The organism is Nonomuraea sp. NPDC050451, from assembly GCF_044458585.1.
In genome coordinates, this window is record NZ_JBITHZ010000043.1 from 1 (window position 1) to 21,103 (window position 21,103).

The window sequence follows — 21,103 nt, forward strand, 5'->3', positions numbered from 1 at the left end:
GGGTACTTCCTGGGGGCTGGCATCGCGTGTGAATCTCCCTTCCGCCAGCACGATCATGCTGGCTTCAGGGCCTCCAACCAACCCGGACTGGTTCATGCTGGAACTCTGGCCAGGTGGTGCGGACCGGCACGCTCGTACGACATCACGGCCACTCCGCTGCCGGGCGGATCCATCTCTGGTGGTCTCCTCGATGCAAGACCAACTGGGTCGAGATCAAGACCGACTCCAAGGCGAGCGGCACTATCTACCTGTACACGGCGGATCGCAAGAGGGACGCATACGACTACAAGCCGGGCAACAACGGCCGTCACTGGGGCAACATGCTCCGAGCCAACAAAACCTGCGCCTGGGGTGAAGTCACGGTGCAGTGGAACGGCGGCCGCAACGGCCAGACCGGCTCCGGCGGTACCGCGAAGGCGTGCGGCTGAGCGGCATTCCAGAAGTTTCGCTTGTAACCGGCGGTGAGCTAGTGGCCGGCCCACGGAGCTGCGGTGACCAGCAGGTGGTCCGGTGAGCGGGGGCGGAAGGAGGCGCGGATCTGCCTGAGGCTGCCGGGCCAGGTGGCGGGGGCGTTGGCGCTGAACGCTGCAGTGCGGGCCAGGCGCGTTCGATCGGGTTGTCATGCGGGCTGTAGCGCGCCCCGTACAGCAGTTCCAGGCGAGGGGGCTTGGTCAGGTAGGCGGTGATGATTTTGGTGTGGCGGCCGTGGAATCGTTCGCGGTCCTGGCTGGGCTGGCAGCGCGGCGATGCGGTTCACCAGGCGTTGGCCGTTCAGGGTCTTAATCAGCCCTGCACGCCCTGATCGGGATGCGCCATCCACAAGGCGCTGGTCACGAGCGCGGCGGTGTGTCGAGTCAATGGACCAGCCGACCGCGCGCGGTACACCCCGCCCTCTCGGGCCGAATGTTCGGTGATTCACAGGCGGTCGGGGCGGTTCAATCTGTTCTTCGACGCCGGCCATTTCAAGATGCACGAGGCCGGGCCGAGCCGGTCCTGGCCGTCGGAGGCGTCGCCACCGTCGGCAAGCCGGTCTTCATCCGGGCTAGTGCCTGCTTCGTGCTTCCCGATCGAGCGCGCCCTCGGCGAGAGCTGTGGTGCGAACCGGGGCGGGCGATCTCGCGTATCCCATGCCGTACGGAGGGCGCGCAGGGCTCGATCCCGGCGGCGCGCTCTCGAGGGGAACGGAGAGGGGGACATATCGCCACGTCGTCGCTGCGCCCGTCCTTGTTTCAAAGAGCTTCAACGAGCGAGATGAGAGCCACGACATGTCTGTAGCCACGATTGCCCCGCGGATTGCGATCAAGAACGTGACCCCTGAAGTCTCCAGCGCGATGAGCGCCCTGCACGAGGCCGCTTTGGCTGCGGCGCAGGCGGCGGACATCGCGCCGGGATTGCTCCAGCTGATCAAGATCCGCGCGTCCCAGATCAACGGCTGTTCTCTCTCGCTCGACCGGTACACCCAGGAGGCGCGGGCCATGGGGGAAGGTGAGCAGCGCATCCGCGAGGTGCGGGCATGGCGGAACAGCAAGCTCTTCACCTGCGGGGAGCGGGCCGCGCTGTCGCTGACCGAGGCGATCACACTCGTTTTCGCCGGGCAGGTCCCGAACGAGGTGTACGCCGAGGCGGCGAGGCAGTTCGAGGAAACACAGCTTGCGGCGCTGATCTGGGCTGCGACAGTGATCAACGCGCACAATCGCATCGCGGTCACAACTCGCCTGGAAGGCAGTGGCGCGCCGCCCAACGCGGTCGCCCGCTGAGCGACGTCCGGAGTTCAGCGTCCCCACCTCGTACCGGCGGCTGGCCGTTCCTGTACTGCTTCCCGGTCACGCCTCCAGGCTCGTTACCTGCCCGGCGACGCACAGCCACACACCGCGCGGAACGCCCGTGATCGCTCGAAGTGACGATGCTTCGGACCCCATAAGGGTCCGAGGCCTCATCCAAGACAGACGTGCTCGATGAAATCACAGATCAATCAGCAGGGCGTCGGCTTGCGAGCCTCGGGCGGGCCGTGTGGTGGACGTCCGCTCGGGTGTCGGATCAAGACTTTCCTGCTTGAGGATCTCCCAGAGGGTGGAGGGCATGGCTGTGACGAAGTCCGGGAGCACCACGTGAGCGCGAGTGAGCACGGATCATCCTGTTGGCACGAGTACGGAGTGTGAGCCGCGTGATGGAGCCGTGCGGTGTGAGGTGATTTCGGGGCGCGGCGGCGCCGGCAAAGCCGTCCTGCCCAGACGCCTCAGTGAGGTGACCGGTGTGCCCCGTGGTCGAGCTGGATGGGCTGTTCTGGCAGCCTGGGCTGGTCGCAGCGGACCCGTCCCGGGGGGCGGAATGTCAACGGCAACTGGTCCAGCGTGACGCCTGGACTTCGATGGCGGTCCCGCCTTTGGGCCGCCAACACCGTCATCGTGATTGATTTCGCCTTCCCGCGGTGCGCGACGGCTGGCGCTGGGTCCGGGCTTGTTGACGGCGAAGCCTTCCGACGGTGATGCAAACGATCATCACGGCCGCTCCGTACGCCGAGCTCCATATGCTGCGCAGTCCCGCATGGTCCAGCACTTTGTCACAGCGCCGCGCAGAACAGCCCATACCGACGAGGCCAGTGGGCGGCTCCCCTGGAGGGTGTGCAGTACCAACTCTCCCTTGTAGTGAACAATGACGACTTCGGCAACAGATCGTTGAGCGCTAGATCAACGGCCGGAAGGGTGATGGAGCTTCGAGACATCGAGCTCTTCTTGACGCCGGCCGAAGAGCTTCATTTCGGTCAGACCGCTGAGCGGCTGCACGTGACACCGTCCCGGGTCACCCAGGCGATCAAGAAGCAGGAACGCCGGATCGGCGGCGCCCTGTTCGAACGCAGCAGCCGGAGCTCGCTACTTCGCCCGACCCGACGTCGCGTACGTGCCCATCCACGATGCCCCACCGGCACGATGGGCACTGATCTGGCGCACAGCCACCCAGCCCGACCTCATCCAGGACTTCGCGCGAACCGCTCGCGACCTCGGTCCTCTCGCCCACCGAGAGCCCGAAGACGCTGTCCCCGGCATTCATGGATGATCTGCCGAATCGCAAGACCAGGTCCAGTCCGGCACGTTGACGATCGCAGGGTTGGCCTGCCGGGGGCCTGTCCGGTTAACGGCTTTGTCGCTCTTCCGATTGTGACGTATCGTGCCGTAACGTCACGCTGAGTTGTGCTTGCGGATCCGACGCGAGGTCTGCCCGAACTCGGCTGTTGCCAGACCTTCCGTGAGCCTGGCGTGCTGGAACGCTGCCAATGCCACACCCCTCGCCTGACCACTCAGATCGGCGTGATGGTCCGCGAACTCCCCGCGTCCTGGGGGTGGACGGCTTCGGCCTGTGCCGGCGTCACTGCTACGCCACCGTGCTGATCGACGCCGAGACCCGCGAGCGCATTGACGTCCTGCCCGGTCGCAGCGCCGACGCACTGGAGACCTGCTGCGGTTCATCCCGGCGTGCGGGGCTCGAGTGTCCAGGCGGCAAGGGCGTAGGCCTGCTGGAGTGCGCCCAGCGGCTGTACCTGGCCCTCAAACACGGTCAAACGCTACGCGCGCGTGCCCGAACCTGAACGCCTGCAAGGTGCTCCGCTGTTCCGGCCCGCCCTCGTTGTCGGCTCGGTGGGGGTGGGCGCGAGATGTCGGGGTGGTCGCGCGTACATCACCTGATGTTAGCGCTCGCGCGACAGCGGATGATGCGTGGAGCAATGCCCGTCCCTTTTCGATCCCACGAAACAGGAAGGCATGTCCATGCGACCTCCGCGCCGGTTACGGCGATGGCTCACGCCGTACCTGCTGGGCCTGATCGCGCTCGTCACCGCGCTCGCCGCGGCCGTGTTCACCAGCACCCCGGCGAACGCCGGGATGCCGACCGTGACCACGCCCCCGACCAAGCCGACGTTCAAACCCGTCCCGACGCTCCCTCCCATCACCATCGCCCCCACCCCGCCGCCGACGACGACGCCCACGCCGCTCGTCATAGCGGGGCTCGGTGACAGCTACACGAGTGGTGAAGGCGCGAGCAAGAGCAGCGTCTACAAGGGGAAGTCGAACGGCACCGAGGACTTTCGGCATCAGTCCGGGCTCGCGCCGATACATGTGGCGTGGAGTCTCCTGGAAGCGGGCCGCCATCCGGGCAGCCCGTACACGGTGCTGCCGTGGGAGATCCGCTCCACCTGGGCCCAGGACCGGTTCATCTTCAACGCCTCGTCGGGAGCCGAGACCAAGCACCTCAGGAACCCACAGCGGGAAGATGACGACGACCCCAACAGCGAGATCAGGAACCCGCGCCAGCTCGACGGAGTCTCGGACGCCGACATCGTCTACTTCGGCTTCGGCGGCAACGACGCCGGCTTCGGCCCGCTGGTGGCCACCGCGCTGGAGATGTTCGTCCGTGGGAGGAACATCTTTCCTTTCGAGTGGAAGGAGTCGCAGGAGTGGGCCGTCAAGCTTGAGCTGAAGCGGTTGGAGAAGCGCCTGGGGCAGGTCTCGGCGAACGTCGAACAGGCCCTGGTGAACACCCACGCGGAGGCGGGCAAGGCGGCGATCGTCGTGGCGCTCTACCCGCTGGGCGTCAAGCCGTCAGGCAACACCGACGCGGGGCAGATCGCCGGCAAGACCATGGACAGGATGTATCCGTTCGCCGCCAGGGTGAACCAGTCGATCAAGGACGCGGTCGCGCGGTTCCGTACCAGGTTCCCCGCCGTCAAGGTCGTCGTGTTCGACCCGAACACGGCGGGGCCGAACGGCACCAGCGTGGTGGCCGGTCACGAACTCGGCACGGCGGAGCCGTACTTCAACGGCGCGAAGTTCCGGGGGAAGCGCTTCACGGCGGCGAACGGCGCGTTCAGGGCGCTCCAGGAGAGTTTCCACCCGAACGAGCCGGGCTCCGTGGCCATCGGCAGGGCGCTGGCGACGTTCATGGCCGGCCAGTTCCCCGAGTGGTTCCCGAACGGGCCCAACCTCTCCGAGGTCACGATCGACGCGCAGGCCTCCGCCGCGGATCCGGACGCCGACCGGGAGCTTGAGGAATGGGCGAACGAGCACCCCGGCCAACTGTGCGAGGGCACCCACATCGACAGCATCTGTCACTTCATCGGGCCGGACGGCGCGATCAAGTTCCCGGTCGACGTGGTGACGGATCCGCTCCCGCTGCCACCGATCGATGAGGCCCCGGTGGTCGGCGGCGGCGGAGTCAACGGCAGCCCTCCGTCACCGGGGACCTGGATTCCGGCCTCGTACCCGTATCCGTCGGGTGGCTCGGTCGGCGGTGGCACCGGTGGCGGCACCGGCGGCGGTGGCGGTACCGGCGGCTCCGGTGGTACGGGCGGCTCAGGTGGCGGTGGTGGCGGTGGCGGCACCGGCGGGTCCGGCGGCTCCGGTGATGGCGGCGGCTCAGGCGACGGCGGCTCCGGCGGCACCGGCGGGACCGGTGGCTCAGGTGGTACCGGCGGCACCGGCGGCACCGGGGGCGGTGGCGGGGTGACGAACACCCCCACCGGCGATCCCTGCCAGCCCACCGCCGTGGACCCGGGCATCTCGGGCGGCTGGGCCATGCAGGTCCAGACCTCCGTCATGCGCGGCGGCGGCCTGCAACTACCCGTCAACCTCGTCTGGGTGCAGTTCTCCGTGCCGTCTCAACCGGCCAACCCATGCAAAGACCCCAGCATCGATGACAACGACGACATCACCGAGATAACCGACGAGGAGTGGGCGTAACGATCAGAGGCCGCCGGGCGGGCTCGTACCGCCCGGCGCGCCAGGTCAGCTCACCCGGCCACCGGGTTGTCGCCCAGGCCGGTGAGCCGTCTGGCCAGCGCCACCCGCGAACGTACGCCGAACTTGCTGAAGATACGCGCGACATGCGTCTCCACGGTCTTCTGGCTGACCTGGAGACGCTCGGCCACCTCCCGGTTGGTCAGCCCTTGCCCGACGAGCTCGGCCACCTGACGTTCCCGCGAGGTCAGCTCCGGCGGCCCGCCGCCCCTCCGCCCCGCGCGCCGGGGCCCCCGCGCCGCGAGTTGCCGCTCCACCCGGGCGAGCTGACCGGCGAGCCAGTCGGCTCCCGACTCCTTGTAGGCGGCCTTGGCCAGGCCGATCTCGGCGCGGCACGGCGCCACCTCTCCCATGCGCCCGAGGACGGTGGCGAGCAGTTGATGGGCCAGGCCCCGTTCGACGACGGCGCCACTCTCGCCGAACCGCTCGGCGGCGACCCGGGCGGCCGCCACGGCCCCGGCCAGGTCGTCGTGGACGTACAACGCGCGGGCGCGGGCGTCGTAGGCCGTACCGAGCTGGTAGGCGAGGCCGTCCGCGGCGGCGACCGCCGCCGCCGACCGGGCGAGCGCGGTGCCGACGTCGCCGTCGGCTGCCGCGCGGATCGACTGCGTCGCCAGCCGTTCCACCTCGGTGTCGCGGGAGAGGACCGAGGGGAACGGCGGCGCGTGACCCGCCTCGGCGCGGCCCGCGGCGAGGCGGACCCTGGCCACGGACACGTGCGCCATCGCCAGCCACCACGGCGAACCCGGACCGGCTTGCGCGATCTGCCCGGCGAGCGTCATGGCGGGACGTACGCCGTGCCGCCACAACACCGGCAGCAACATGACGCTCCGGGCCATCGCCAGGGTCTCGCTGCTGCGGATGTACTCGGACGCCGCGACGGCGTGCTCGGCGATGTCGATGGCCTCCCGCAGGCGTCCGGTCCTGGCCCTGTGGTGGGCCTGGCTGATCAGCAGGTACGGCATCGCGTAGCTGCTGCCGGACATGGTCGCCAGATCGATGCCCCGGCTCAGGTGGCGCGCGGCGTCCGCCGGACGCCCGAGACACGTCTCGCCCCAGGAGAGCGGGGCGACGAGTTCCACGTGGCGCAGCAGGGCGGTGTCCGGCGTGCTGTCCATCAGCCATCCGGCTCGCCCGCTGTGCGATCGCGCGGCGGCGACGTCGCCGTCCTCCAGGCAGGCCAGCGCCAGCAGGGCGTACGCCGCGGCGCCGAGCGCGGGATCGTTCGTCTCCGAGATGTACCCGATGGCTTCGAGCGCGTGCCGGCGCGCGCCCTCGGCGTCCGCGCGCAGCGTTGCCACGGCGGCCAGCTCCACCAGGAACTGGACCAGTACCCGCGGATCCTGTCCGGCCGGCGGGAACTGCGCGCTCAGCAGGGCCCGCGCCTCGTCCAGCCGGCCGAGCAACCGCGAGATCGTCGAGGAGAAGGCCACCGCTCTCGTAGCCACCTCGTGCGGCAGGCCGATGACCTCGTGCAGGATCCGCCGGCTCTCGGTCAGCGAGCCCATCACCCCGGTGGCCTTCGCCAGCCCGGTGAGCAGGTGGCCGCGGTACGGCACGAGGTCGTCGCGTTCCGGAAGCACCCGCAGGGCGTCGCGGAGCAGCCGCACCGCGGTCGCGGGCGCCGAGTCGATGTAGGCGTGGCCCGCGTCGCCCAATGTCCTGGCGGCCTCCTCGTCACCCTGCTCGGCGCACCGCTCGGTGTGCTGGGCGAGCAGCGCCAGGGACCCGCCGTTGCGGCGCACGTACCCGGCGACCCGGGCGTGGGCCGCGACGCGCCAGCTGGGGCCGCAGGTGTCGTACGCGGCTGCGCGTACCAGGGGGTGGCGGAAGGCGAACCGCGGGCCCGCCAGCGTTCCGAGGCCCTGCCCGCAGAGCTCGTCGACGGCGGCCGCCGCGGTGGCGGCGTCGAGCTCCGCGACCTGGGCGATCACGACGGGCGAGGCCAGCTCGCCGGCGACCGCCGCCGCGTACGCCGCCAGGCGGCCCGCCGGGGTGAGCCGGTCGAGTTCCGTACGCAGCATCGTCAGCAGCGTCTCCTCCAGGGCGAGCGCCGCGCCCGGCCGGCCGTCGGCCAGCTTCGCCAGGGCGTTGTCGTCGGCGTCGTGCAACGCCCGCAGGAACAGCGGGTTGCCGCCGCTGATCCGATACATCAACCGCCGTCGCCGGGGGTCGGCGTCGGACGGCATGAGCGCGGCCGCCGTCTCCTCATCCAGCGGGGACAGGCTCAGCCTGGTGATGTACGCATCCTGGCGGGCGACCGCGTCGGCCACCGCCGGCGGGATCATGGTGGAGCGACAGGCGATGGCCAGCAGGAATCCGGTGGCAGGCGGGTGGCGAAGCAGGAACTCGGTCAGTTCGAGCGACGGGGCGTCCGCCCAGTGCAGGTCGTCGAGCGCCAGTACGGCGCCGCGGCCGGTCGCCAGATGGGTCAGGAGTGCACGAATGCCCCGATAGGCATGGAAGCGATCCAGCCTGCCCCGTACGGTGTCGCTCGTCTCGCCCGCCGACAACAGCGTGTGCAGGGCGGACTCCGCGAGGTCACTGCCGTCGGCGTGCCGCGAGGCCGGAGCGCCCTGCTCGTCAGCCAGCCGGGTGAAGGCGTCCACGTACATGCCGAACGGGACCAGCCGCTCGAACTCGGTGGCGCTGCCGGCGAGCACGGTCCGCCCGGCCTCGTGCGCCCGCTCGACCAGGTGCTCGAGCAGGCGGGTCTTGCCCACCCCCGGCTCGCCGTCGATGAGGACCAGCCCGCGTCCGTCGACGACGGCCTCCTGGATCCTGGCCAGTTCGCCGGCCCGCCCGACCAGCTCGGGGCGAAGCGTCCGAGCCCACCTGTCATCGGTCATGGCATCCTCCGGATCATCCAGGCGATCAGGTCAGGATCAGGCACACGGTCGACTCCGCGTTGATCATAGATCCGGGTCGGCGTCGTCCGGGAGCGTGCGTGACGGTCTGCCCTGGCTTCAGATTTCGCCGGAATCGACGGTGCCTGGTTCGGACCTCAATGCCGACGGAGACGGCCGGCAGGGGGTTCGAGGAGGGCCGCCGCGAGTATCGAGGCGAGCCACTCCTCGTACTCGGCCTCACTCCATCCGCACACCTCGGTCAGCTTCTCGAAGTTCTCCGTCGAGGCGAGGACATAGATCTGCTCGGCGGCCTTGGCCGGAGGGAGGTCCGGGCGCAACGCTCCGAGAGCGTGCAGATGTTCGGCGGGCTTGATGCGCCGGAGGATCGCGGCGATGATCGTTGTTTCGGCCCTGTCGTGGCGGCGCGGAGGGCTCGTCTTCGGCGTCAGCTCGGCTGGTCGGGTCTGGAACCTCTCAACCGGATCGCGGACGCCTGGGATCCCGATCAGCTGCCCGCCGGCTGGCACGAGAGCCGCCGGCGGTGGCCCAACCTGCACCTCATCCGAACGGCGCTCGCCCTTGCGGCGTTCGCGTGCCTGATCACCGCCCAAGCCCTCGATCAGCGGCACGTCCGGCCGCTGGTCAGCCGGCGTCCCGGTCCGCGCCTGCTCAGAGCCTGATGAACTGCACACCGGAGCTCACCCTGGACGTGGGCGCCACGATGGCGCTCTTGACCGCAGCGCACGAGCGGGGGAGGTGCGCTCGCCGTCTACTGCACGCATCTGACGCATGGCCTGCTCCAGGAGCGCCGCCTGGTGGCATCCTGTTCGGTGGCCGCGCCCCGACGTTGCTCCCTTACATTGGCCGGCTGTCACTCTTGGTTCCCGGTGACAGTGGTTCGCAAGGACGTCGCGGTGAAATATGGGTCATCTCGACAGGCTCAAACGGAGTATCGGTGCGTGGAAGTATGAAATGTCCGGACTGCGGTGCGGTGTTGTCCGGAACCGGGTCCCTGGAGCCGGTGACCAGGTGCCCCAGGTGTGCGCTGCCTCTGCACGGGCCCGCCGCGCACGAGCTCTGGCAGGTGGACCAGGCTCTCGCCGGGCTGAGGGATCAGCAGGCCAGGCTGCAGGCCCGCCGTTCGGAACTGCTCGGCATCCTGCGCGCCGGCGCAGGGGGTCAGGGGGCCGCGGGAGCGGTGCCTCCCTATGCAGGGGCGTTGCCGCCGTACCCGGGGCCCGCGGCCGGGCCCGGTGTTCCGGTGCGGGAGGTCTCCCAGGGGGCCGCGAAGAATGTCCTGCTCATCCTCGGCGGGCTGCTGCTGACGGTGGCGGCGGTGGTGTTCACCGTGGTGAGCTGGGGGCAGATGAGCATGGGCGGGCGCGCGGCCGTGCTGGCCGGGTTCACCGCGCTGGTCATGCTGGCGCCGGTCGTGCTGATCCGGCGCGGGCTCACCGCGACGGCCGAGACCGTGGCCGGGCTCGCGGTCGTGTTGCTGCTGCTCGACGGGTACGCCGCCAGGCGGGTGGGACTCCTCGGGGTCGATGCACTCGACGCGCTGCACTACACGGCGGGGGTGTTCGGGCTCACCGCGCTCATCCTGGTGGCTTATGCCCGGGTCACCCGGCTTCGCGGGCCCGCTCCGGTCGCCGTGGTCCTGGCGCAGCCGGTCCTGCCGCTGCTGACCGGCGAGCTGTCGGAGACCTGGCTGGTGGCCATGCTGGTGGCCATGGCGGCGCTGGACGTCGTGTTGGTCCGCTACGGGCGCGGAGCGGTGCGGGTGACGGCCGCCCTGGTCGGCAGCGGGGTCGCGACCCTCGCCCTGCTGGTCGGAGCGCCGTACGCGCTGGGGTCCCTTTCCGTCGGCCAGGCCCTGGGCAGGTCGGTGCCGCTGGTGGCGCTGGCTCTGCTCGGCGGGTTCGTGACCTGGCTGCTGGCCAGGCCGGGCAAGCCTCAGGGGGAGATCTGGGCTGCCGTGGTCACCGTCGGAACCGCGCTCACGGTGATCGTCGTGCCGGCCGCGCCGGCGCAACCGGTGCTGGCCGCGCTGGCGCAGCCGGTGCTGTACGGCCCGGTCACGGACTGGCGTCCCCTGGCCTACGTCGTTCCCGCACTCGTGGTGGCGCTCGCCGCCGCCTGGCTGCCCTGGCGGAGGGTACGGGTGGCGGGCATGGCCACCGGCGGGCTGGTGGCGCTGCTGACCACGCTGGTGGTGCTGCCTCGGCTCGTCGTCACGCTGGTGGCGCCGCTCGCCTGGCTGGACGTGCTCTGGACCGGCACATGGAACGGCCGGCAGTGGCAGCCGTTCGAGACGGCGACGCCGGCGGACGTGGCGGTGCTGGGCGTGCTGGCGGCCGGCCTCCTGGCCGCGGCCACGTCCGGCACCCGCGGGCGGCTGATGAAGGCGACCGCGGCCGGCACCGACGAGCAGCCGATGAAGGCGGCGGTGTCCGGCACCGACGGGCCGCCGATGAAGGCGGCTGTGCACGGCATCGGTGGGTGGCCGATGAAGGCGGCGGTGTCCGGCGCGTTGGTGGCCGGGGCGCTCATGGTCGCGGTCGTTCCCCAGGCCTTCGCGATGCCCTACCCGGCCGCGGTGGCGGTGCAGGCGGTGCTGGCCGTCGCCCTGGCGGTCGCCGCCGCACTGGGCCGGGCGCCCTGGTGGGCGGTGGCATGCGCGCTCGTCGCCGGTCCCGCCTCGGTACGGGCGGCGGCGTACGCGTTCGGCAGCGAGCCGGCGACGCTGATCGTGCTGCCGATCCTGGCCGTGGCGGCCGCCGCCATGGCGTCGGCGGCCAGGGTGAAGGAGCTCCGGGTCTGGGGACTGGGCTTCGCCGCGCTGTTCCTCGGGCTGGAGGCGGTGGCGGTGGGGTTCTCGCTCGGCCTGCGCGTCCTGGTCGCGGCGAGCGTGGGATTCGCCGTGGCCGGGGTGCTGGTGCTGCTCATGTCGCTGCGGGCAGGCGGTGTGAAGGGCCTCCGGTACGCCGGCACCGTCCTGCTGTTGGTGGCCTCGTGGCTGCGGCTGGGGGCGGACGAGGTCACCGTCGTCGAGGCGTACACGGTGCCGTGCTCGCTGGTCCTGCTGGGATCCGGCTGGTGGCGGCGGCGCGGCGCACCGGGTTCGTCGTGGGCGGCCTATGGCGCCGGCCTCTCCTTCACGATGCTGCCCAGCCTGGTGGCGGTCTACTCGGACACGGAATGGCGGCGGTCGCTGGCGCTCGGCGTGCTGGCGCTGGCCATCCTGTTCGCCGGAGCCCGGTTCCGGCTCCAGGCGCCCACGGTGATCGGCGGCGTCGTGCTCGCCGGGGTCGTGGTGCGGGAACTGGCGCCGTACGTGTCGGAGATGTTCCTCGCGGTGCCGCGCTGGGTGCCGATCGCCGTGGGCGGGGTGCTGCTCGTGGTGGTCGGGGCGACGTACGAGGCCCGCATGCGGGACCTGCGCCGGGTGCGTGACGTCCTGAAGGCGATGGGGTGAACGGAGAACTCCGCCGTCCCTCTTGCGCCGGGGGAGCTGACGACGTCCGCGGCGAAGAGGTCTTCCAGGGCGGTCAGGTTCCCCTCCTGGGCGGCGTCGAGGAAGGCTGACAGGAGGCGCCGGTGCTCGTCGGCGTCGATCGAGCCGCGCCGGGTGGCGTTCAGGTGCTTGCGGGCGCGGCTCACCAACTGGCGGACGTTGGCCGGGCTGAGCTGGATGATCTCGGCGATCTCCTCGTACGGATAGACGAAGGCCTCACGGAGGATGTACGCGGCCCGCTGGGCCGAGGTGAGCTTCTCGAGCATCAGCAGCAGAGCGAGTTCGAGCGCCTCGCCCCGCTCGGCTCCGGCGGCGGGGTCGGCGCTGGTGTCGACGGGCTCGGGCAGCCAGGGGCCGATATAGGTCTCGCGGCGGGCCCGGGCGGACTGCACGGCGTTGATGGACAGCCGCGTCGTGATCAGGGTCAGGAACGCCGCCGGGTTGGCGACGGCCGAGCGTTCGGTGTTCTGCCAGCGCAGCCAGGTCTCCTGGACGATGTCCTCGGCCTCCGCCGAGCCGGCGAGCATCCGGTAGGCGATGCCGAAGAGGCGCGGACGTACCTCGACGAAGGTGGCGGCGGCCTGGTCGAGGGAGCTCGTGTGGTCTTGTTCTGCAAGATGCATGCTCACGCGCGCCTCCGTGGTGGTGCTCATGAGTTGTCCTTTCCGAAGAACCGCGATCGCCTGGGCGACGGCGGCCCGCGCGGCGTGGGGGCCGACGGCGGGTTCGAGCAGCATGAAGTCGTGCAGCGTGCCGTCAGAGCGGACGCTGGTGGTGGGGGAGGCACGCCTCGTTAGGGGCGGCGGTGAGCTCGGCGCGCCGGGTTTCTTGCGACCCGCCGGCGGGCGCCTGTCGCCGACACCACACACTGTGGCCGGGCAGGTGCCCCGGTCGCATCAGGGAGATGCCTGGCCAGGGTCCCCGGTGAGGAGCCGATCCGCGCGGGAGTCACCGGGCGGCCGGGGCGCTCGGGAAGCGGTTATACCCCGTCGAGCGACGAATCTCCGTGTTCGGAGGGGCAGGTCAGAAGATGTCGTCGAGCTGGTGACGCGAGGTGACGCCGAGTTTCGTGAAGACCTTGCGCAGGTGGTACTCGACGGTGCGGGGGCTGACGTACAGGCGCTCCGCGATCTCCTTGTTGGTCAGGCCGGCGCGGGCCAGCCTGGCGATCTGCGCCTCCTGCGGGGTGAGCTGCTCCGTGGTCTCGACGTTCCGCTTGCGGGCGGTCTCCCCGGTGGCCTGGAGCTCGCGTGCGGCCCGGTCGGCGAAGGCCTTCATGCCGATCTCGGTGAACAGGTCGAAGGCGGTGCGGAGGTTCTCGCGGGCCTCGACGCGGCGGCGTTCGCGGCGGAGCCATTCGCCGTACAGCAGGTGGGCGCGGGCGAGGTCGACGCGCATCCGGGTACGGCCGAGCCGGTCGATCGCCTCGCGGTAGAGGCGGTCGGCCTCCTCTCCTTCGCAGAGCAGCGCCCGGCAGCGGGCCTCGAGGCCGAGGCCCCACTCGGTGCCGCCCGCCCGGGTGGAGCGGGAGAGCCGTTCCAGCGTACGGGAGGCCAGGTCGTGCCGGCCGGTGCGCGCGGCGGCCTCGACGAGTTCGAGGGGCGCCCATTGGACCCCGCAACCGCCCGGCGCCCGATGGTCCACGCCGGCCTGCAGTACCGCTTCCAGAGCCTTCTCGTACTGGCCGAGCCCGTTGTAGAGGACGGACCGGACCCAATGGCTGATCTCCAGCGTCCGCCCCTCCCCGCGGATCGCTCCTTCCTTCGCGATGATCTCCGCGAGCTGCTCGGTCTCCTCCTCATCCCCCCGCCACGCCGCGAGGCCGAGGTCGCCGCCCGTCTGCACCATCGCTCCCGAGGTGGTCCAGACGTCGGCGGCGACCGCGTTCGCCTTCGCCTCCTCGTTCTGGGTCTCGGCCTCCGCCAGGTCGCCCTCGAAAAGGAAGAGCATCGTGGACAGGCTGAGCGCCAGGGGCAGCAGCGCGAGCGCGCCGGAGCCGCGGATCAGGCGGAGGTAGTGCCGGGTGAGGTCGCGCGCGGCCTCGTCGTCCCACACGCTCATGACGGAGAAGTTGACGAACCAGACCCAGCGGAGCTGTTCTGCGGGCGCGGTCTCCTCGCTCATGATGGCGTCCACGGCACGCCGCAGGGCCGGTTCGGCCGTCGGGATGTCCTGCGTGTAGGACAGGGAGAGGGCCTCGAGGACGAGATCAGCGGTGCGGGGCGTGCCGGGCGCGGAGGGCGCCTCACGGGTGGCCGCCGCGACCTCGATGATGCCGTCCCAGCCGGGCAGGACGCCGATCGCCACGAGCAGCGCCTGCAGATAGGTGTCGCGGGACAGGCCGATGTCGAGTGGTTCGAGCTGCCTGGCGGCCTTGAGCAGGATCGCCGGGGCGGAGGTGCCGCGGTTGGAGGTCAGGGCGATCTCGGCGCGCAGGGATTCGGCCTTGGCCCGGCGCAGTTCGTCCGGGGGTCCAGCCTCGGCCGCCGCCAGCAGCGCCAGCGCGGACTCGAGCGCGCCGGCCAGGTGCTTGGCCCGGGCGGCGTCGAGCGCGCGTTCGGCCCGGCGCCGGGGATCGGGGGTGAGCCCGACCGCCCGCTCCAGGAAGGCCGCGGCGGCGGCCAGACCACCGCGGGCCTGGGCGCGTCCGGCCGAGCGTTCGAGCTCGGCGGCGATGTCCTCGTCGGGGTGGGCGGCGCTCTGCGCGCGGTGCCAGGCCCGCCGGTCCGGGTCGGTGGCGGCGTCGGTCGCCTCCGCCAGCGCTCGGTGGGCCTGCCGGCGCTCCCTCGGAACGGCCGCGTTGTAGACCGCGGAACGTACGAGCGGGTGCCGGAAACGTACCCGGTCGCTGAAGTCGATCAGTTCGTCGGCCTCGTCGACCGCCGTGGTGTCGACGCCGAGCACGCCGGCGGCGCGCCACAGCAGAGCCGGATCGCCGAGGGGTTCGGCGGCGGCCAGCAGCAGCATCATCCGGCTGTCGGCCGGCAGGCCGTTCAGCCGACGCTGGAAGCCGTCCTCGAGGCGGCCCGACAGCGACTGCCCGGTCGCCGCCGCCACGAATCCGCCCGCGGACGCGGCGCGGGGCAGTTCGAGCAGGGCGAGCGGGTTCCCGCGCGACTCGAACAGGATCCGGTCGCGCACCTCCTCGTCCAGCGGTCCGGGGACCACCCGGCTGATGAGTGTCCGCGCGTCGGAGTCCCGCAGCCCGCCGACCTCCATCACGGGCAGGCCCGGCAACACGCCGGTCTCGCCGGAATCGCGGACGGCGAAGACGCAGGCCACGCTCTCGGCCATGAGGCGGCGGGCCACGAAGGTGAGGACCTGCGCCGAAGCGCGGTCGAGCCACTGGGCGTCGTCGATCACGCACACGAGCGGACGCTCGTCGGCGGCCTGGGCCAGGAGATTGAGTACGGCGAGGCTGATGAGGAACTGGTCGGGCGGGGGACCGGCGCGCATCCCGAAGGCTGTCCCGAGCGCGTCACGCTGGGGTCCGGGCAGGGTGCCGAGGAGGTCCAGCATCGGCACGCAGAGCTGGTGGACGGCCGCGAAGGGCAGCTCCATCTCCGACTGGACCCCTGTCGCGGCCACGACCCGGCATCCGGAGGACTTCGCGATCAGGTGGTCCAGCAGTGCCGACTTGCCGACTCCGGCCTCGCCGCGCAGCACCAGCACCCGGCTCTGGCCGCCGCGGACGTCCGCGAGCAGCCGATCGAGAGTCCGGCACTCCGCCTCTCTGCCCACCAGCGGCCCTGCCTCGGCCGCGGACCACCCACCCCCAAGCTCCGGCTTATCCGACATCCCCGCCATATCTCCGCACCAGACATCACCGGCGATACCGGGACCCAACTGTCATCTAATGCAATATCTCATCCAGACGGCCAGATCAACGAACAGGCTGGACAGCGCCGGGCGGCGGGCGCTCGCGGGGTCAGAGGCGATGATCAGCAGGGGATGGTGAGATCGAGCATCTCGTGGACGCGGCGGAACGAGTCTGTCAGGCGCTGCGGATCAACGCGGGGGCGGCGCCTGTTCGGATCTCAAGCGGCGTTTGCGGCCGGTCACTTCCCGGTACGACGGGCGGGCAGCGGTTGGATCAGGTCGTCCATCGTGCAGTCGAGGATGTCCAGCAACGCCATCAGCGTGCGGAGGCTCAGCCGCTCCGGCTTGCCGACCACGAGCCGGTACACCTGGCTCGGCGACAGGTCGACACCGCGAGCGGCCAGCAGGGGACGCAGCTCCACGGTGGAGGACATGCCACGCTCCGCCATGACCTCGCGAAGACGCCAGCCATAGTCCAGATCGGCCATTGCCCGTCAGCCCCTTTCTCTTCTGCCGGGACAGGGTCCACCTGTCCGCGCCGCCTTCGCATCCGTGACGTCCCTAGCGTGTTCGGCGGCGCCATGAGGAGATGACCGGTTGACCCCCGGCATTCATGAGGAACTTCCCGGGGGCTGTCACAAGCCCGAAGGCTGTCGGGTCTTAGTCGGCGAGCCTGGTAGGGCTCGCCACCGAGGCACTGAATCCTGGGAAGGCACACTCATGAGCGAGCAGCCCGTCGTCGTCCTGGTCCACGGCGCCTTCGCCGAATCGGCCGGCTGGAACCGCGTCATCCGGCGCCTGCACAGCAACCAGCTGACCGCCGTCGCCGCGGCCAACCCGCTGCGCAGCGTGGAGGGCGACGCCGCGTACGTGCGCGACGTGATCAACGGGATCGGCCGCCCGGTCGTCCTGGTCGGCCACTCCTACGGCGGCATGGTCATCACCGAGGCGGCGGCCGGCAACCCGGCCGTGCAGGCCCTGGTCTACGTCGCCGCCTTCGCCCCCGAACCCGGCGAGAGCGCCTTCCTGCTGTCGGGCAAGTTCGAGGGCAGCACCCTCGGCGGGGCGCTGGAGGCCTACCCGGTCGCCTCCGGCGGCAACGAGTTCCGCATCGCCGCGGACAAGTTCCACCACCAGTTCTGCGCCGACGTCGACGCCGAGGAGGCCGCGCTGATGGCCGCCACCCAGCGGCCGGTGACCGAACGGGCGCTGACCGGCGGGCTGGCGGCGAGCGAGGCGGGCTGGCGTACCACGCCGTCCTGGTTCGTCCACGGCGAGCACGACCTCAACATCCCGGCCGCGGCGCTGCGCTTCATGGCCGAACGGGCCGGTTCCCGGGGCACCCGCGAGATCGCGGGCGCCTCGCACGCGATCGCGGCGTCCCAACCCGACGCCGTGACCGCCGCCATCCTCGACGCCGCCGACCACGCGCAGGGGTGACGGCGCGCCATCTGCACCTGGTACGGGTGAGCGGCGGATCGAGGGAGCTGCCGTCGTCTCCCGCGTTACCCGAAAGGACGGGTACGCGACCCGGTCGCAAGGGTTATCCCCAGGCCGATCCCGGGGGCGGCTCCAGCACTCCAGGCGCATGCTTCAAGGGTGCGATCGACGCAGGAGAACGGAGTCTGGCCGTGGGGCACGAGGGCCGCCGCCTCCGCAGGAGCAGGCGCAGGAGCAGGTCGTCCTGCCTCCTCAGCTCGGAATGCAGCAGCCAGGGCACAGCACCTCCGATCGCGAGCACTTCAGCAGCGAGTCCTGGCCCGGGTGGATTCACGGTCGAGTGGCGGGGGCACCTGCCCAGTCCGGTAGTGGCTCGCATCTTCTTCTCCACTGCGGCGGGAGGTGACCGTTCTCGGCGGCTGCGACGATGCCGCCGACGATGGCGCACGTGGTGTCGACGTCCCCGCCGGCCGCCGCCGTGGTCCACATGGCCGCTTCGAAGTCATGGCGTTCACGAGCTGTCACCCAGAGGGTGAAAGGGACCGTGTCGTGAGCGGTGACCTGGCGCCCGTTTCCGAGCATTCGGGCGGCCAGTACGGGATCGCTGATGGTAAGGAGCTGCCGGGCCTCGGCAATGCCGTCATGGACCATGCTCGCGGGTACGTGTTCTCTGATGCGATCGAGGAAATGCCCGGGGGACAGGTTGGGCTCCTTGGCGGTCAGGGCTGTGGCCACGGCCACGGCTATGGCGCCGGCCATCGCTTCAGGGTGAGTGTGGGTGACCTGTACCGACAGGGCGGCTTGTCGGACGACGTGTGTCAGGTCGTCGGCGAACCAGGCGCCGAGTGGTGCCACGCGCATCGCGGCACCGTTGCCCCACGAGCCCTGGCCGTCGAAAAGCTCTGCCGAAAGCCTCCGCCAGTCGTCTCCTTCACGTACCAGCCGGAGTATTCGGTTCGTCGCCGGGCCGTATCCGCGGTCGAAGTCGTGACGGGTGGCGAAACTCGCAGCGAGCTCGTCTTGGTCGATGGTGCCGTGGTCCGCCAGGACGCGATAGATGGAGCACGCCATCTCGGTGTCGTCGGTCCACTGCCAGGGGGCGGGTGGAAGAAGGCGAGCAGAGAGGGCGCGACGATTTGCTGGGACGAAGAATTGGGAACCGAAGGCGTCGCCGAGAGCCAAACCAAGGAGAGAGGCTGTGGCGCGTGCGAGGAGATGAGCTGACATCACTCTTATTGTGAAGTATGTCGGCAGGAAGCTGCTCTGGCTCGGCGAGCCGCCGGTGACCACGCCTGGCAGTTGCCGGATCTCGGCCCACGTCAGCGCGCAACGCGGCGGCGTGCTCGATGACGGTTAGGGTGTATGTAGTGGTGGCGGGCTGTCTGCGGGTCAAGGGGCGAATGAATCCGGAACCCTAATGTGGAGATTTCCAGGTGATCCAGGGCGGGCTGCGATTGCCGTCGTCGTTGCGCTGTTCGTCGGTCTGGCCGCTGGATTGACTCTCGGCCTTGTTCTCGGAGGCTCGAAGGAACGAGCTCCGTCAATTCAAGACAGCAGCCGCGGTACGCCGGTTGCCGAGTCGCCGTCAGGCAGGCCGACGCCGAGTGCTTCGGGCGACATGCAGGAGACGTCTGGCGTCAAACGAATCGATGTTCTCGATCTGGCTCCCAAGGCCGCCTGGCACAGCGGGCAGGACATCCCCGTGATGTGGGGGCAGGAAAATCGTGGTCCGAATTCGCCGGGCGTCGCCGACTATCTGACGGACCAGCGGATGGAAGACGGCAAGGTCGTGGCTCGTGTTCTGCGGACGCATCCGAAGTTCAACGGCGAGACCACCATTGTCGGCGACTTCAGGCTGCCGCGCGCGATTCGACCGCACGATCGGCTCACCGCCTCGTTCGGGTTCTATGTCGCCAAGGGCGTACCCGACTGCCATACCGCGGGGGACGCGTACTTCAGCGCCTACCTTTTGGACGCCGAGCGGACGGGAGCGGTGCAACTGTTTTCCGAACGGGACACCGGCGGAGATGCCAAGCTGCGTACCAAGGTGATCGACCTCGCTGCCTACCAGGGGGCGAGAAGGTTGCGCCTCATGGTCGACGCCGGCGCCACCTCGCATTGCGACTGGGCCGGGTGGACCAAAGTCGTCATCAGGCCTTCGCTCTGATGCCGAGCACGCATCCGCTCACGGCAGATCCGTCCTCTCGGTGATCCGCGCGGTCCAACTGCCCGACCACCACGGGGCCGTTGTCGGGGTCGCGGACGAGGTCGGTCGGTGAGACCTTCTTGAGGTAGACGCTCACCGGGGCGTTGGAGAGGTTGGTCACCCGGAAATAGTAGGTTTCGCTGGAATCCACCGCGATCGGCTTGGTGAACGAGAACTGGGTCTGGATGTTGTTCTCGACCTTTTCCACGTTCCGTTGGTCGATCACTTCACGGTTGCGGGACAGGAGCGTCACGCGGGCCGCGTGCGGGACTGCGGGGTCGGTCAATGCGGGATCCATGCCCATGATGACGAAAATCGATGATATCGTCCGGGCGTTGATGACGAATTCCTGTTCGACCGAACCGCTTGGTTTGAGTGGGACCGGGAACGCGCCATTCTTGTTGTCGTTCGAGACCTGGTACAAGCACACCGGAGTCTGGTATCCGGCGCTGCCCTCCAGCACGATCGACCCCCAATACGCGCCTCCTGCGGCCAGGCCCGCGCTCAGGAAGGCGGCGAGCGCCCAGCGGTGCCGTTGTCTTGGGCCGAGGCGCCGGCTCTCCTGCACGGACGTGATGAAGAACCACGCGAGCAGGCTGACCGCCACGCCCGCGGCCAGCAGCGCGGTCGTCTGCAGGGGGCCGTTGAAGAGGTTCAAGAAGAACGCGACGGCTGCCAGCCCCACACCCAGCACGACCGAAAAGGCAGTCGCGGGTGTCGCGGTCGGGATCGGTCTGAGCCGCGGCACGGACACGAGATGCCGCTTCAGCAGGCTGCGGAAAGACGTATCCGCCAACAGTCCTTCGACCGGTCTCGCCACCGGGATCGAGTCCACGAGGCAGAACAACCCGCAGAACAGGTCCATCCCCGCCATGACCGGGCCGCCGATGGCGTCCGGGCCGTTGAAGTCGGCGTCGGTCGGCTCGACCTCGTAGAAGCGGTCACCGCCGGCGGTGACGGGCTCCACGTAGGCTTGGATCTGCCGCTCCGGCCCATGGTCCCCGGCCAGATAGCGGATCTCGCAGCCGATGCGGCCGGTCAGGCTCGACAGAGATCCCCAGCGCAGGGCGGGCATGGTTTCCGTGACCGGCTCGTCCAGCAGTACGGCCGCCATGTCGTGCCGGGCGCTGGCCTCGATCACGCGGCCCGCACGGAGTCGCTCAGGATCGCATCCGACCGTGACGTGGACGACCTCGCCGCTGTCCAGCGCAGTGGTGGCTCCTGTTCGCAGGACAAGGACGAGCCGGACGTCCACCAGGTAGCCGGCACTGTGGAAATGCTCCCCGGGAGCACCTCTGAACATGCGAACCAACCGCATATCGGTTTTGGCCATGCGTCGAACTCCTTGGCGCGGGCGTTTCCGGTCAGGTGACGCCTGGATCGTGATCCACGTTGACACCTTCGCCAATCCGATATCGAGGCCCTGTGATCGCTATGGAGTAGATCTACTCGGCGATATCGTGAAATATGGCCATTTACCGCGCGGCGG

Annotated in this window: 15 protein-coding genes and 2 pseudogenes; 8 read left to right on the forward strand and 9 right to left on the reverse strand. The window is 70.0% G+C overall.

The window, feature by feature from the left end:
* Positions 1-113 precede the first annotated feature (113 nt).
* The gene (locus tag ACIBI9_RS57835; RefSeq protein ID WP_397235997.1) at positions 114-428 is read left to right on the forward strand and encodes a hypothetical protein; all 315 of its coding nucleotides are present in this window, start codon (positions 114-116) and stop codon (positions 426-428) included.
* A gap of 38 nt (positions 429-466) precedes the next feature.
* Here ACIBI9_RS57835 and ACIBI9_RS57840 read toward each other — a convergent pair.
* Positions 467-723 (reverse strand): annotated as a pseudogene (locus ACIBI9_RS57840) (IS630 family transposase); the annotation flags it as partial.
* 542 nt (positions 724-1,265) lie between these two features.
* Here ACIBI9_RS57840 and ACIBI9_RS57845 point away from each other — a divergent pair.
* Positions 1,266-1,757, forward strand: coding sequence for a carboxymuconolactone decarboxylase family protein (locus ACIBI9_RS57845; RefSeq protein ID WP_397235999.1), 492 nt, complete (start codon positions 1,266-1,268; stop codon positions 1,755-1,757).
* Positions 1,758-1,961: 204 nt separating this feature from the next.
* Here ACIBI9_RS57845 and ACIBI9_RS57850 read toward each other — a convergent pair whose 3' ends face one another.
* Positions 1,962-2,126: a hypothetical protein gene (locus tag ACIBI9_RS57850; protein ID WP_397236001.1), complete on the reverse strand. Its 165-nt coding sequence runs from the start codon at positions 2,124-2,126 to the stop codon at positions 1,962-1,964.
* A gap of 579 nt (positions 2,127-2,705) precedes the next feature.
* Between ACIBI9_RS57850 and ACIBI9_RS57855 the strand changes: the two genes are divergently transcribed.
* From ACIBI9_RS57855 to ACIBI9_RS57865, 3 genes are all read left to right on the forward strand, one after another.
* On the forward strand, positions 2,706-3,185 hold the full coding sequence (locus tag ACIBI9_RS57855; protein WP_397236151.1) for a LysR family transcriptional regulator: 480 nt from the start codon (positions 2,706-2,708) through the stop codon (positions 3,183-3,185).
* A 152-nt stretch (positions 3,186-3,337) separates the two neighbouring features.
* On the forward strand, positions 3,338-3,583 hold the full coding sequence (locus ACIBI9_RS57860) for a hypothetical protein (RefSeq protein ID WP_397236003.1): 246 nt from the start codon (positions 3,338-3,340) through the stop codon (positions 3,581-3,583).
* 178 nt (positions 3,584-3,761) lie between these two features.
* Entirely contained in the window at positions 3,762-5,729 is a 1,968-nt protein-coding gene (locus tag ACIBI9_RS57865) for a hypothetical protein (protein WP_397236005.1), read from the forward strand.
* A gap of 50 nt (positions 5,730-5,779) precedes the next feature.
* Here the strand turns inward: ACIBI9_RS57865 and ACIBI9_RS57870 are convergent, their stop codons facing one another.
* Together ACIBI9_RS57870 and ACIBI9_RS57875 are read right to left on the reverse strand one after the other, a co-directional pair.
* A complete protein-coding gene (locus ACIBI9_RS57870; protein WP_397236007.1) occupies positions 5,780-8,635 on the reverse strand; it encodes an ATP-binding protein in 2,856 nt (951 codons plus the stop codon).
* Positions 8,636-8,790: 155 nt separating this feature from the next.
* Positions 8,791-9,264: a hypothetical protein gene (locus ACIBI9_RS57875; RefSeq protein ID WP_397236008.1), complete on the reverse strand. Its 474-nt coding sequence runs from the start codon at positions 9,262-9,264 to the stop codon at positions 8,791-8,793.
* Between the two features lie 365 nt (positions 9,265-9,629).
* Here ACIBI9_RS57875 and ACIBI9_RS57880 point away from each other — a divergent pair, with 365 nt between their 5' ends.
* Positions 9,630-12,110 (forward strand): SCO7613 C-terminal domain-containing membrane protein, encoded by a 2,481-nt coding sequence (locus ACIBI9_RS57880; protein WP_397236011.1) that lies wholly within the window; start codon positions 9,630-9,632, stop codon positions 12,108-12,110.
* Positions 12,111-12,280: 170 nt separating this feature from the next.
* Here ACIBI9_RS57880 and ACIBI9_RS57885 read toward each other — a convergent pair.
* From ACIBI9_RS57885 to ACIBI9_RS57895, 3 genes and pseudogenes are all read right to left on the reverse strand, one after another.
* Positions 12,281-12,886, reverse strand: a pseudogene (locus ACIBI9_RS57885) (sigma-70 family RNA polymerase sigma factor); the annotation flags it as partial.
* Positions 12,887-13,172: 286 nt separating this feature from the next.
* On the reverse strand, positions 13,173-15,890 hold the full coding sequence (locus ACIBI9_RS57890) for a helix-turn-helix transcriptional regulator (protein WP_397236013.1): 2,718 nt from the start codon (positions 15,888-15,890) through the stop codon (positions 13,173-13,175).
* A gap of 317 nt (positions 15,891-16,207) precedes the next feature.
* Entirely contained in the window at positions 16,208-16,456 is a 249-nt protein-coding gene (locus ACIBI9_RS57895; protein WP_397236015.1) for a helix-turn-helix domain-containing protein, read from the reverse strand.
* A gap of 232 nt (positions 16,457-16,688) precedes the next feature.
* On the opposite strand from ACIBI9_RS57895, the gene ACIBI9_RS57900 reads away from it, so the two are divergent.
* Positions 16,689-17,408 (forward strand): alpha/beta fold hydrolase, encoded by a 720-nt coding sequence (locus tag ACIBI9_RS57900; RefSeq protein ID WP_397236017.1) that lies wholly within the window; start codon positions 16,689-16,691, stop codon positions 17,406-17,408.
* A gap of 330 nt (positions 17,409-17,738) precedes the next feature.
* On the opposite strand, the gene ACIBI9_RS57905 is transcribed toward ACIBI9_RS57900, so the two are convergent.
* A complete protein-coding gene (locus ACIBI9_RS57905; protein ID WP_397236019.1) occupies positions 17,739-18,635 on the reverse strand; it encodes an ADP-ribosylglycohydrolase family protein in 897 nt (298 codons plus the stop codon).
* A gap of 391 nt (positions 18,636-19,026) precedes the next feature.
* On the opposite strand from ACIBI9_RS57905, the gene ACIBI9_RS57910 reads away from it, so the two are divergent.
* Positions 19,027-19,575: a hypothetical protein gene (locus ACIBI9_RS57910; RefSeq protein WP_397236021.1), complete on the forward strand. Its 549-nt coding sequence runs from the start codon at positions 19,027-19,029 to the stop codon at positions 19,573-19,575.
* On the opposite strand, the gene ACIBI9_RS57915 is transcribed toward ACIBI9_RS57910, so the two are convergent.
* Entirely contained in the window at positions 19,559-20,947 is a 1,389-nt protein-coding gene (locus tag ACIBI9_RS57915; RefSeq protein WP_397236023.1) for a hypothetical protein, read from the reverse strand. The two genes, ACIBI9_RS57910 and ACIBI9_RS57915, sit on opposite strands and share 17 nt — an antisense overlap.
* Positions 20,948-21,103 lie beyond the last annotated feature (156 nt).